Here is a 12,931-nt window from a genome sequence, read left to right as displayed (position 1 = left end):
CAGAGACAGGCCACTTCTGGAAAGGAGCACGGACGATGGCAGTGAAATACGAAACCGAATTATATTCGCCTGTGAAGGCTTTCTTCGAGCAGCGTGGCTTCGACGTCAAGGCGGAAGTCAGACATTGTGACCTCGTAGGGGTCAGATCGGACCAGAACGAACCACTCATTGTGGAAATGAAAAAAACATTTAACCTCTCCCTGTTGTTGCAGGGCATGCAGCGATTGAAGCTTAGCCCGTTTGTGTATCTGGCCGTCGAACGTAATCGCAGCAAACGCGGAGCTGTGAACCAACGCTGGAGCGAACTGACCGCACTATGCAGACAACTCGGTCTGGGGCTGCTGACTGTCACATTTTACAAAACCAAAGCTCCCCTGATTGATGTACTGTGCGAACCATCTGCCCAGACGGCCCTCACTAGCCACAATCAAGTTACCCGCAAAAGCGGTATTCGGCGGAAACGTTTGCTTAAGGAATTCGATGAACGCAGCGGAGACTACAATACGGGAGGCAGTACACGCAGACAGCTGGTCACCGCATATCGTGAGAAGGCCTTACGCGTCGCATCCGCTCTACGGACGAACGGAGAAGCCTCTCCTGCCAATCTTGCCAGACAGACAGGTGTAGGTTCTGCAGCGGCGATTCTGCAAAAAAATTATTATGGCTGGTTTGAACGCCTCTCCCGCGGAAAGTATATTCTGACAATTAAGGGAGTACAGGCGTTAACCGAGCATGCACACATGCTTGAGGATAATGATATGATTGAACAAACCATTAATGAACTCGATGTAACGTATTCTGTATCTGGTGATAATAAGGACGACCTTGCACACATCGCTGAAGCAGCGGAGTTTTACTTAAAAAATACAGGCAAGATCTGAACCGAATCATCTGAAGTAACGGATGTGAAAAAAATGAGAATGCAAAAAAAACACCTGTAATCTCCACTGGAGACTACAGGTGTTTTGATGTGTTCTATATAGAAGATTGTTATTAGAATTTTACTGCTACTTCGGAAGCCAATTTCAGACCTGCAGTAACGATTTCTTCAGCACGATCTGCAGAAGCGTTATGTCCTTCAACGATAACCAATTCAGGGTTTTGAATGCCCCAGAAAGCCAATACGTTAGTTACATATTTAACAGACATTTCAACAGAAGCCATTGGCTCTACGGAATAAACGCCACCACGTGCGTTCAGCAATGCCACTTTTTTGTCGCCTACGAGACCTACAGGGCCTTCAGCTGTGTATTTAAACATTTTACCAGCTTGGCTCAGGTAGGAGATGTAGTTTACCAGTGGAGCCGGAACAGTGAAGTTCCAGAGTGGGAATGCAAATACCACTTTGTCTGCTGCCAAAAATTGATCTTGCAGTTGTGCAGCAAGCGCTGCAGCTTTTTGCTCTTCAGCAGTTGCTTCAATGCCGTTTGCTGCTTTATAGCCACCTGTAATTACAGTGTTGCCATAGTAAGGAATATCTGTATTGTAGAGATCCAGCTCAGTAACTGTGTCACCTGGGTGGGACTCTTTGTATGCGCTCAAGAATGCATCGTACAATTTAACGCTGACTGCTTGATCTGCAGGACGGTCATTTGCTTTTACGAATAAAATATTAGACATGTTGAATTTTCCCCCGTTAAATAAAATATATGAGTGCTTTTTCTGAACTGGCCACCATTGTAGCTTATATAAAGAAACCAACAACTCATTAATACATATTATATATAAAAATGTTAGTGGATGCAATAACGTAATCACTTTGGTCATGAACCAATTTTAATTTTTGCTACAATCTATTTGTTGATCTGACTTAGCTACGAGCCGTAAATTCGGAAATGGCTTCACTGATCAGGTTCATGCCAAGCAGCAATTCATCCCGGCCTGGATGGCTAAAGTTCAATCGAATGTAACGTTGATCCTGTACACCTGTGGAGCATAGCGATCCAGGAAGAAAAGATACACCTTTGGGCAAAGCCGCCTTAAGCAGAGCGCCACTATCCAAACCTTCAGGCAACTGTACCCACAGATACATTCCGCCCTGAGGGATGTTGTACTGACACCCTTTCCAGCCCGGTCTCTTCAACAGTTCAAGCATCAGTTTGAGTCTTGTCTTATACTCCCTATTCAACATGGATAGGTGATCACTCCAACGAAAAGGGGAATGGGCAAGCAATTGATACAACAGCCGCTGATTCATCGGACTGGACTGACCATCTGCAATTCGTTTAACCGAGGCCATTGCCTGAATCAGCGCAGGATGTCCAGCAGCCCATCCGGTTCGAAGAGCGGGCGCTACTGTTTTGCTGAATGAACCAATGTAGAGAACATGTCCACCCTGATCGGCAGTATCCAGTGCAAAGAGTGAAGGATATTTACGATAGAATTCCGTTGGCTCAAGGCCATCGAAATGGAGCTCTCCGTAAGAATCATCTTCCACAAGCAGTACACCATAGCGCGAACACAGCTCAAGGACAGCCTCCCGCCGCTCCATACTCCACAAAGCACCGGTCGGATTCGAGAAACTGGGTGCAGCAAAAAGCAGCTTCGGTCTAACCTGCTGCATGTGTTGCTCCAAAAGGTCTGGCAGTATGCCGTCCCGATCACCCATTACGGGCACAATCTTGGCTCCTTGCATCTCCAATACCTCAAGACAGCCTGGAGATGTGGGATGTTCAACCAGTACAGAATCTCCTGGCTCAAGCAATAGACGCATCACCAGATCGATGGCCTGCTGGGTACCAGTGGTCAACAGAATCTGCTCGGGTACCGTTCGTATGCCTTTGCGTGCATTCCAGTCTTTGTTCAACCACTCTCTTAGGGGCGTGTAGCCTGCTGGCTCTCCATATTGCAATGCGGAGGGGCCTGAACTAAAGACAGACACGGCTGCTTCTTCCAACAATTTGAAAGGAAACAACTCCTCCGCAGGCAATTCTTCTGCCAGAGAAATGAAATAATCCCTGCCAGACATCTCACGTATATCCCTCAGTGGTGATGACAAAAGCCTGTTGGTACGGGAAGCAAAGAAATATTTCATCGATCCGTTCCCCTTTCGTCCCTATTCCGAAACTGTAATCGCAGTCCGCAGCCCTACAACCTATTCCTGCGCGCCATCGAATATGACCGGATGCATACAGAACTGTTGTGATCATGGGAAGAACAAACCTGTTTCGTCAGGATCCCGTCTTCACTTGTCTTGCATACAAGGCATAACGTTCAATGGCCTGTGCTCTACTGCTTACTTCCAGCTTCACGTATATTTTACGCAGGTAATTATCAATGGAACGTCTGCTAACGTTGATCTCATTCGCTATTTTATCATAGGTTACACCCTGAACAATTCTTTCCATGATAAAAGTTTCGGTTTCTGTTAATTCAATGACACGTGCTTCTGTCGGAGACTCCACAGGTTGCGCCCACTCCGCACTGTTTAACCACGACAATGGAATGGACACATGGCCCTCACGTAATCCAGAGATCAGATGAATCAGCTGGCTAGGGGAAGCCTGTTTGGATAACATGCCGCTTGCACCAAGGCTCATCAGATGACGAAACAGCTTCACATTGTCTTCATCCGTCAAAATGATGATGTGACTGTGAGCTGACAGATTCTTCATCTGGGCAATATATTGATCTGCCTGGCCCTCTGGAAGACGATAATCCATGAGAATCAGATCAGGCTGGTGAATATTCACCAGATCGAGCCCTTCTGTTCCGGTCGAAGTCATGCCACGTACCGTCAGATCTTGCTGCTCTTCCAAAATCAATTTTGTACCGAGCATGCTGGTGGGGTGGATATCTATGATGACCACCTGCCATACTTTTTTCATTGTTGTTCCCCCTGTTATGTATTGGACAAATAACTTCTAGCTTCTATCATGATATTTCCATTGTCTATGCGACAGTCCGAGTATAGAAGAAGCATAGGTCGGATTATGTCGAAAAACAGAAAAATACAGGAGGCAGCCGATAAAAAAGCTCTATTTTCACTGTATTTTGTTATAAAAACACCATGACGTCCATCTTCCCATCCCCGGAAAGGTCAAAATATAGTATAAATTTCCTGCATTTCTATCTAAAAAAGTCGAAAAACCTGCCCAAAGTTCCTACTTATTGCATCTATAAGAAATTGTATCCTAGGACTTCCTTCCGATGCAATCTCTTTTTACTCTATTAAGTAAAGAATTTCATTTTTGCGTAATCAATAGGGGCATGATAGAATGAGGACTGGAAATTTTTTTGTACCTATTAATGACCAGGAGTGATGATATGAAACCATCTGCCCCGTCCTCTGACATCCATCACACCCGGAGCGCCAAAGGCAAGGCTGGATCTTCAATCAAGCTGTTTCTGGTAATGTGGATTGTCCTCATTGCACTAGGAGTCGTTGGAACCTACTATTATAGTAACCATCTCCAACAACAGATGATTAACCAGCTTCAAGCCCATAATCAGCAGCAGATTGCAGCGCTAAAAACCGACTACGAAAATCAGCTAACAACGATATCTAAGGAAGTAGAAGACCTGCAGGGACAGGTTCAATCCTTCAATGAATTGCTGACTTTCACCAAGGATAATGCAAGTGACAAAACGGATAACAGCAACAAACTGTATACCCAGCTGAGCGAAGTCAAAAAACAACTGGAGACACTCCAGAAAAAGATGGACCTGCTCAAATGATTACACCCGTCAAACAGGTTAATCGTTTTTTTATGCTTGCACTCGCTCCTTTTGTTGGATTGATATTATGCCTGCTGCTGCTTCGTCCTCCACTTGAACCCGGAGGTTTGATGCCTACCGAACTGTCAGAGGATACGATTACACCCCGGACCCAAGCAATTAGCCAAGAGCTTGCGGGGGCAAAAGATGCTGCTGTCCAGACTTCTTCTTCTATTAAAAGAACGACACAGCTCTATAATAAAACAACAAGTACGATGTCTACACTTGTGCAGAAGGCTTCCGCCCAAGCGGATCGTCCGGAAACGATCTACAACAAACGGATTTCATCCAAGCTTGGCGTTCCATTTGAACGGGTAGACAGTGACCGGCTAACGATTGAAATGTACAGAGTGAATCCTGGCAGCTATAAGGGCTATGCCATGAAGATCAAGTTAAAAGACCCTACGGCCATGCAGATGGCTCTAGACAGTGAACCTGGGCGTTCTGAGACGACCATGCAGGCTGTGAAGCGTAACGGCGCAATTGCCGGGATCAACGCAGGTGGATTTGCTGACAGTGGAGGCAAACGTTATCCACTTAGCACAACCGTCATGGACGGGAAATACGTGAACGGTTTCCAGGCCAGTTTCAAAGATCTGTTTTTTGTAGGACTTAATGATGCCGGCAAACTGGTTGGAGGCAAGTTCTTTGACAAAAACTCACTGGATCGCCTGCAACCACAATTTGGAGCTACGTTTGTACCCGTGCTGTTACAGAATGGACGTAAAACCGCAATTCCCGACAAATGGAAAGTATCACCAAAACGAGCACCACGTACAGTCATTGGCAATTATAAGGATGATCAGTTATTGATTATTGTAGTTGACGGATATAATGAGGGCGGAAGTTCCGGTGCTACCCTTGAAGAGTTGCAAGGGCGGTTGTACAAGCTTGGGGTGATCGACGCCTATAATCTGGATGGCGGTGGATCATCCTCGCTTATTCTGAATAATCGGGTCGTGAATAACCCTTCAGATGGCAGCCTCAGACCGGTGCCCACACACTTTTTATTTTACAAATAATAGGGTGAAGCATTTCTTTTCTACCTATAATGGTTATAATAGAAGAAAATGAGCTTGTGCAGGAGGTGCGAAGGGCATGTCATTTTCACTGACATTCTGGATTATTGCAATTGTATTGACTCTCTTCATTACAGGCATTCTCACTTCATCCTACAACAATGACAAAACAAAAGGCTTGTAAAGGCCAAGCCTCTCTCCGGAGAGGCTTTTTCTATTGCTTCATCCTCGAAATAGCAAGAGACAAGGCTTAAAAGAATGATTCGATTCTTCTAAGCCTTGTCTCTTGCTGTATTCGGGATCAATAGCTAACCGCCCGGTCATTCCGCATAGATATAACCGAATCAGACGAAATAGGCCCACTCACCGACCCACCCTCAACTAATGTCACATAAATTCGTTCATGATCAACGGGTTCTCCAGCAATAATTTTGATCAATTGTTCAGCAGCGAGCGATCCCCACTTGCGTTTGGAATAATCAATGCTTGCCAGTCTCGGCTGGACGTATTTGCTCAATTCAATATTGTCGAATCCGATGACGTCAATCTCCTGACCAACGCCAAGTGTACTGTCTGCCAGACGATCACACAAGCCAATAGCCATCTCATCATTGAGGCAGAATACCGCTGCGGGTCCATCATACACCTGCACAATCTGATCTGCGGCTTGTTCTCCACCACTCTTTTCAAAATCTCCCGTAATCTCAATCCATTCCACATCGGCTTCACGTTCAGCAACCTGTCTCACAGCCTTTAACCGCTGCACAGAGTCAAACGAACCTTCCGGTCCTGTAACCACGTAGATTTTCTTATGTCCCTGTTCAATAAGATGTTCCATCGCAAGTGTTGCCCCGGCCTTATTATCCAGCAGAACCTGATTAATGTTGGGATGATCCATCTCACGGTCCAATACAACGATTTTGTGCCCACGATCGGCATACTGCATTAGTTCCTCACTTGCAAACGTATGATCCAGAATGATCGCACCATCAATCATCCTCTCTGGAAGCATGCGATGGGATTGTTTACCACTGCACACGATCAGGTCATAACCTTGAGCATTACATACGGCTTTCATGCCACTCAGCAAGTCTCCGTACACATCTCCTCTAAAATCGGTCAAGAATACACCTAGAATTTTGGATTCCCTCTTCTTCAGTGTTCTTGCTGCGGCATTTGGAACATAGTTCAGTTCTTTGGCAATGGCCAAAATTTTGGAACTCGTCTCATCGGTCACTTTGTTGCTGCCATTCAGCGCATATGACACAGTAGAGATGGAAACTCCCGCCTGTTTGGCGATATCCTTGATACTGACCACATTCTTCGCTCCCCTGTTATGTTTATCAGGCCTTTCATAACAAAAGGCCTGACACATTACTCTTTCCATTCACCGGATTAAACAAGTCTGAATGATTTCTTCTGAGTATCCCGACTGTTTGCACCCACAAGAATATGGAACTCGCCTCGATCACTGCGGTGGCTTAAGTCGGAATGGTGATAACGAAGCTGTTCTTCATTTAACGTAAACGTGGCTGTACCACTCTCGCCTGGCGCCAGTGCAAGCTTCACATATCCTTTCAGCTCACGCATCGGACGAACGACTTCACCTGTTACATCACGAACGTACAACTGAACGGTCTCCACACCTGCACGGTCACCCGTGTTTGTAACACGTACCTGGATGCTCAGGGACTCATCTGCAGTCATCTCATTACTTGAGACTTCAAGATCACCATAAGAGAACGAAGTGTATGAGAGACCATAACCGAACGGAAGCAAAGGTTCATTCGGGCTGTCAATGTATTTGGATACGTAACGTTCTTCCGTCTTCTCCGGGTTCAGTGGACGACCTGTATTGAAATGGTTGTAATAGACCGGAATCTGACCTACGGACTGCGGGAAGGACATCGTCAGACGTGCGGATGGATTCACTACACCTGTCAGAACATCTGCGATCGCTGCTCCGCCTTCACTACCTGGGAACCAGGCTTCAAGAACGGCATCCGATTCATCGATTACACCATGCAGATCCAATGGACGGCCGTTGAAAATAACGGTGGCAATCGGTTTGCCGGCTGCTTTGAGCTGTTTGATTAATTCCAATTGGGCTGCTGGCAGACGGATATCCGTGCGTGAGCCACCTTCTCCGCTCATCTCAGAGTCTTCACCCAGAGCGAGAACAATCAGATCTGCTTTGCTTGCCACTTCCAGGGCTTCGGCAATCTGCTCAGCTGTAATCGTATGAACATTACTGCCTTGAGCAAATTGAACTTTTCCACCTGTCAGGCGTTCTTGCAGAGCTGTTCCCAACTTAACTGCATCTTCCTTAACTCCTTCACAGGACCACCAACCCAGAATGTCAGGACTCTGTGCAAAAGGACCAATGAGGGCTACATTAGCGTCAGGTTGAAGTGGAAGCACACTGTCATCATTCTTCAACAGGACAGCTGATTTTGTTGCCAGTTCGTACGATACCTGACGGTGCTCTTTGGAGAACACAATCTCACGTTCACGTTCAGGATCAGCTGCACGCAGCGGATTGTCGAACAATCCCAGCTTTTCTTTCAGTTGCAAAATTCGCAGAACGGCTTCATCAATGAGCTCTTCTTCCACTTCACCGCTCTCAATCAGCTCAGGCAAATGATGAACATAACAAGGTGTCATCATCTCCATATCTACCCCTGCACGAATGGCACGATATGCCGCTTCACGATCATCTTCTGCAGCACCATGTGCAATCATCTCGCGAATGGAAGCCCAATCCGAGATTAATACACCATCAAAGCCCCACTCGTCACGCAAAATGCCGCGCATTAACTTCTCATTGCCACTTGCCGGAATACCGTCAACCGTATTGAACGAAGTCATGACCATCTCCACGCCCGCATCCAATGCTGCTTTGTATGCTGGCAAATAGTACTCACGCAGGTTACGCTCAGACATGTCCACCGTATTGTAATCCCGACCACCCTCAGCCGCCCCATACGCCGCAAAGTGTTTAACACAGGCTGCAAGACGATCTGGCTCATCCTTCAAGTTATCACCCTGATATCCACGTACAAACGCAGCCGCAAACAAACTGTTCAGATAAGGGTCTTCTCCTGTCGTTTCCATCACACGGCCCCAGCGCGGGTCACGAACCAGATCCACCATGGGTGCAAAGGTAACATGCAAACCGGATACAGCTGATTCACGTGCTGCAATTTCAGCACTTTTCTCAGCCAGTTCTGTGTCCCATGAACAACCGATCGCCAATGGAATCGGGAAAATGGTTTTGAATCCATGAACTACGTCAGCCATGAACAAAAGCGGAATGCCCAAACGGCTTTTGTTCATATAAGCTTGCTGTACATCAACGATGGCCTGCGCACCGGACAACCCCAGAATGGACCCACTGGCATCCACGGACTGCTCCGTAATTCCCATCTCTTCCATCGGCCCTGTGATCTGACCTTCGACATTTGTTCCTTCATAAAAGTTGGCAGTCAACTGAAGAAGCTGAGCTGTTTTTTCCTCCAACGTCATCTGTTTTACCAGATCTAGCAACTGCTCGTTATTCATCTGATCGTATCCTCCACTATAAGTTGTTGAAATAAAGAACCCGGCTGCGTTCGGGGAGAGACCGCGCACCGGGTTCAAAATGAATTACTGAATGATTACTAGAATTTATCGTTTAGCTCATCCAGATAAGGTTGAACCAGGGACATTTTACTGTTTACCCATTCTTTCCAGTTCGCCTCTAGATCTCCGTTTTTGAGGATCAAGTTGGCATATTCGTTCTGGTAGTCGAATGAAGCCTGACTCTTAGCTTTGGAATCGTACAGGTTGACATCCCAATCGTATGGTGCAAGCGATTTGCCTTCTGTACCAAGTTTTGCTTTTTCTTCGAACAATTTCACGGCTCTATCACGGTAATCTTTTTTGATTGCAGGGTTTACAACACTGAAGTCGTCACCGAGCAGGTACAGACCTTCGAAACGTGCTGGGTATTTATCTTCCAATACCGTTCCTTCTGGCAACAAGCTAACAAGTTCGTTGTTTTCATCATATTTCCAATCGGTTCCTTCAAAGCCCATGTTGATGAGCAACTGTCCTTCTTTTGTTGCGGAGTAATCGATCAGATCCATGATCCGTTCGAATTTCTCGTCACTGATGTCCGGATTGAAGATCAATGCCGACCAGAAGTTGGCTTGCTCCATGTTACGGTATTTACCGTCATCGCCTACTACGATTGCTGTGTGTACCAGTTCATCACTATCTACACCCAGATTTTTTTTCATATCGGAATCCAGACCTTGTCTGTACGAAGCCAGTCCGCCCAGACTTGTTACAGCAGCTGTACCTGTTACTTTGAAGTTGTTTTGACCTTCATTGTTTTTCCATGTGTAGAACTCAGGATTGAGCAGTCCATCTTTATAGGCTTTTTGCATCAATTTAAGTCCTGTCAGCGTTTCAGGATCTGCTGGTCCCCAGTGGAATTGGCCATCTTCACCTTTGTAGAACGGAGAGTCAGTCATGGCATGCACACTGTTAGGCATAATCATGTTTGTCATGGCATCTGCCGCATTGTAGGACAGAGGTACAAGTTTGTTACCCACTTTGCCTGGATCTTTTTCTTTCACTAGCGCAGCATATTCGTTCAATTCGGTTGTTGTATAAGCATCTTTCAGTTCAAAACCAACCGCTTCAGCCCAGTCTTTACGAAGCGCAATGACACCAATTTGGTTCGTCAGTGGGTCAGCCGGTTTGTTCTCGAAATAGATTGGTCTAGGCAGGACATATGTTCCACCCGTCAATTCTTCCAATTTGTCTCCAAGACCCGTCAAATTGTAAGCTGCTGCCACGTTAGGCCAGCGTTCTTTCCAGTCATCCGGGAATTTGTAGAACAAACCTTGTTCAATACTGTTAATGGCATCGCCATGTACGTAGTTCCATACCGCTACATCCGGCAAGTCGCCAGAGTTGATCCACAGACGAAGCTTCTCGCCCCATGAATCCCAATCGATATAGTTGTAGTCCCAAGTTACATTGAATTTGTCTGTCCAGAACTTGTGGAAGTCATTATCCAGGTTCCCGTTTTTGATTTCTGTCAGGTTAGCTACAGAGATGGTCAGGTTGTCTTTGTAATTTCCCTCTGCATCTTTTTCGTTACCACCTGAAGCTCCTTGGCTGGAACAAGCGGTCACCATCAGCATAACTACACTAAGCGTGATGGCAAAGAGAGCTCGTACTGACAACTTTTTGTTCGTTTTCATGTTTTACCCCCATGTTTTTAGTAGAATTTTATTGCAAAATCCTATACGTATAATCAGGTCTTGATTGCCCCTGTTAATACCCCTTTGGCAAAGTGTTTTTGCAGCATTGGGAAGAAACACATAATTGGTACCATGGTGACAAATACGGCTGCCATCTTCATGCCCATTGAGAAGTTGCTTGCCTGGGCAGCATCCACACTGGATGCATTGGATGCATTCGTCGTAGATGTCACGATAATATTTCGGAGTACATTCTGGAGCGGTAACTGATCCGCTTTTCGAAGGAATATCATCGCATCATACCAACTGTTCCAGTAAGCTACACCGTAGAACAACGTGATTGTAGCCATAATTGGTGTAGCCAGCGGAAGAACAACAGAGAACAAAATTCTCCACTCTCCGGCTCCATCCAGTCTCGCCGATTCCATCAGCGATTCAGGCAAGGTGTAGAAGTAGTTCATCATCAGAATCATGTTAAAAGCACTAAAGCTTCCCGCCAGGATAACAGACCACAGCGTACCAGTAAGATGAAGTGATTTCATGATCAGGTACAGCGGTACGATACCACCATTAAAGATCATGGTGAACAGTACCAGGAAAAATATAAATTTCTTAAACGGAAATTTGTTGCGACTAAGGCCATATGCCATGCTTGTTGTCAGGAACAAGCTGAGTGGCAAGCCGATGACTAGCAAAATAATTGTATTTTTGTACCCCGACAGAATCGTTCCGTCAGCGAACAATGCCTTGTAGGAATCCAATGTCCATTCTTTAGGGAACATCAAAAATGGATTGTCAGCATATTCTTTTTGTGTTGCAAACGAGATCATGATGACATTCCAGAACGGAATCAGGATCATCAGGGCAAGCACTAGTAATACGGCAAAGATAATGTAATCGAGAAGTGTCATTTTTTCTGTACCAATTCTCGGTTTTTTGTTAGCTTTCTTGCTCATCTCATTTTTCCTCCTCTCTTATCGGAACAAACCGTCTCCGCCAAGCCACTTGGCAAATCTGTCAGCAAGAAGCAGCAAGGCCATATTCACCAGGGAACGGAACAAGCTGACCGCTGTCGAGAATGAGAAATCGGTAGATGACTGGAACGTAATCCGATAGATATATACATCGAGTACTTCCGATACATTTTTGGTAGCGGCATTTGCCAAGTTGAAGATCTGGTCAAACCCGGAAGACATCAATCCACCAACCGACAGAATAAACATAATTGTGATGGTTGGAAGGATGTTAGGTAAAGTAATTTTGAACATCTGTTGCATACGGGAAGCCCCGTCAATCTGTGCTGATTCATACTGATCCTGATCAATACCGGAAATGGCAGCCAAGAATATAATCGCGCCCCATCCACTTGATTTCCAAATATCAGTCAACAGCAACATTGGTACAAAGTTGGATTCAGACCCCAGGAAGTTAATCGTTGGCAATCCGAGTAATCCGAGCGCGCTGTTTACCAGTCCGTCATATGCCAGCACATTGATGACTACCCCGGATACGATGATCCAGGACAGGAAGTGCGGAAACGTAAGAACGGTTTGGAACAATTTTTTCCCTCTTCGCATCCGCAATTCATTCAACAACAGCGCCAGAATGATCGGGAATGGGAACTGAATAATCAGTTTCAGAATATTGATGTACAGCGTACGCCATACTGCGTCGATAAAGGTTGGATCACGGAAAACATATTTGAAGTTCTCGAATCCGCTCCATGGACTTCCCCAGATGCCCAGGTTGGCTTTGTAATCTTTGAATGCCAGAGACAGGCCACCCATCGGCATGTAGGCAAACAGGATTAGCCAGACAAGCCCCGGAATAAGCAGGGTGTATGTCATTCGGTGCTTCCAGATTTCAGTCCAGAGCGAATTGCCCTTCACGTTTCCCTTCAGCTTTTTGCTAGGTCCTTCGGCTGCAGGTTTCACATTGCAT

The 12,931-nt window shown here is 45.9% G+C and carries 11 protein-coding genes; 3 read left to right on the top strand and 8 right to left on the bottom strand.

From position 1 onward, the window contains the following. Positions 1–35: 35 nt before the first annotated feature. Positions 36–881 (top strand): DUF2161 family putative PD-(D/E)XK-type phosphodiesterase, encoded by an 846-nt coding sequence (locus NZ043_RS18450; protein WP_339309035.1) that lies wholly within the window; start codon positions 36–38, stop codon positions 879–881. A 112-nt stretch (positions 882–993) separates the two neighbouring features. Here NZ043_RS18450 and NZ043_RS18445 read toward each other — a convergent pair whose 3' ends face one another. The 3 genes from NZ043_RS18445 to NZ043_RS18435 form a co-directional block, all read right to left on the bottom strand. Continuing rightward, a complete protein-coding gene (locus NZ043_RS18445; protein WP_091032692.1) occupies positions 994–1,620 on the bottom strand; it encodes an FMN-dependent NADH-azoreductase in 627 nt (208 codons plus the stop codon). Between the two features lie 190 nt (positions 1,621–1,810). Then, entirely contained in the window at positions 1,811–3,034 is a 1,224-nt protein-coding gene (locus NZ043_RS18440; protein WP_091032695.1) for a PLP-dependent aminotransferase family protein, read from the bottom strand. Between the two features lie 136 nt (positions 3,035–3,170). After that, positions 3,171–3,827 carry a response regulator transcription factor gene (locus NZ043_RS18435; RefSeq protein ID WP_133384146.1) on the bottom strand — a complete coding sequence of 219 codons (657 nt, stop codon included), beginning with the start codon at positions 3,825–3,827 and terminating at the stop codon, positions 3,171–3,173. Positions 3,828–4,266: 439 nt separating this feature from the next. Between NZ043_RS18435 and NZ043_RS18430 the strand changes: the two genes are divergently transcribed. Together NZ043_RS18430 and NZ043_RS18425 are read left to right on the top strand one after the other, a co-directional pair. Next, a complete protein-coding gene (locus NZ043_RS18430; RefSeq protein WP_017689578.1) occupies positions 4,267–4,677 on the top strand; it encodes a uroporphyrinogen-III C-methyltransferase in 411 nt (136 codons plus the stop codon). Continuing rightward, on the top strand, positions 4,674–5,738 hold the full coding sequence (locus NZ043_RS18425) for a phosphodiester glycosidase family protein (protein ID WP_091032697.1): 1,065 nt from the start codon (positions 4,674–4,676) through the stop codon (positions 5,736–5,738). Before NZ043_RS18430 ends, NZ043_RS18425 begins: the two co-directional genes overlap by 4 nt. A 298-nt stretch (positions 5,739–6,036) precedes the next feature. On the opposite strand, the gene NZ043_RS18420 is transcribed toward NZ043_RS18425, so the two are convergent. The 5 genes from NZ043_RS18420 to NZ043_RS18400 all read right to left on the bottom strand — a co-directional run bounded on the left by NZ043_RS18420 (position 6,037) and on the right by NZ043_RS18400 (position 12,924). Next, positions 6,037–7,053, bottom strand: coding sequence for a LacI family DNA-binding transcriptional regulator (locus tag NZ043_RS18420; RefSeq protein ID WP_133384145.1), 1,017 nt, complete (start codon positions 7,051–7,053; stop codon positions 6,037–6,039). Between the two features lie 77 nt (positions 7,054–7,130). Beyond that, positions 7,131–9,296, bottom strand: coding sequence for a beta-glucosidase BglX (gene bglX / locus NZ043_RS18415; RefSeq protein WP_339309034.1), 2,166 nt, complete (start codon positions 9,294–9,296; stop codon positions 7,131–7,133). Between the two features lie 98 nt (positions 9,297–9,394). Continuing rightward, the gene (locus NZ043_RS18410; protein ID WP_289391846.1) at positions 9,395–10,990 is read right to left on the bottom strand and encodes an ABC transporter substrate-binding protein; all 1,596 of its coding nucleotides are present in this window, start codon (positions 10,988–10,990) and stop codon (positions 9,395–9,397) included. Positions 10,991–11,043: 53 nt separating this feature from the next. Next, positions 11,044–11,946: a carbohydrate ABC transporter permease gene (locus NZ043_RS18405; protein ID WP_289391845.1), complete on the bottom strand. Its 903-nt coding sequence runs from the start codon at positions 11,944–11,946 to the stop codon at positions 11,044–11,046. An 18-nt stretch (positions 11,947–11,964) separates the two neighbouring features. Further along, the gene (locus NZ043_RS18400; protein ID WP_017689585.1) at positions 11,965–12,924 is read right to left on the bottom strand and encodes an ABC transporter permease subunit; all 960 of its coding nucleotides are present in this window, start codon (positions 12,922–12,924) and stop codon (positions 11,965–11,967) included. Positions 12,925–12,931 lie beyond the last annotated feature (7 nt).

The sequence above is a fragment of the Paenibacillus sp. FSL k6-2145 genome, assembly GCF_037976585.1.
In the GTDB taxonomy this organism is placed as follows: domain Bacteria; phylum Bacillota; class Bacilli; order Paenibacillales; family Paenibacillaceae; genus Paenibacillus.
This window is presented reverse-complemented; position numbering and strand designations above follow the sequence as displayed.

Coding starts and splice junctions, on each gene's coding strand:
- NZ043_RS18405 (WP_289391845.1), bottom strand. CDS start 11,946: ATGAGCAAGAAAGCTAACAAAAAACCGAGAATTGGTACAGAAAAAATG.
- NZ043_RS18425 (WP_091032697.1), top strand. CDS start 4,674: ATGATTACACCCGTCAAACAGGTTAATCGTTTTTTTATGCTTGCACTC.
- NZ043_RS18435 (WP_133384146.1), bottom strand. CDS start 3,827: ATGAAAAAAGTATGGCAGGTGGTCATCATAGATATCCACCCCACCAGC.
- bglX (WP_339309034.1), bottom strand. CDS start 9,296: ATGAATAACGAGCAGTTGCTAGATCTGGTAAAACAGATGACGTTGGAG.
- NZ043_RS18430 (WP_017689578.1), top strand. CDS start 4,267: ATGAAACCATCTGCCCCGTCCTCTGACATCCATCACACCCGGAGCGCC.
- NZ043_RS18410 (WP_289391846.1), bottom strand. CDS start 10,990: ATGAAAACGAACAAAAAGTTGTCAGTACGAGCTCTCTTTGCCATCACG.
- NZ043_RS18440 (WP_091032695.1), bottom strand. CDS start 3,034: ATGAAATATTTCTTTGCTTCCCGTACCAACAGGCTTTTGTCATCACCA.
- NZ043_RS18445 (WP_091032692.1), bottom strand. CDS start 1,620: ATGTCTAATATTTTATTCGTAAAAGCAAATGACCGTCCTGCAGATCAA.
- NZ043_RS18450 (WP_339309035.1), top strand. CDS start 36: ATGGCAGTGAAATACGAAACCGAATTATATTCGCCTGTGAAGGCTTTC.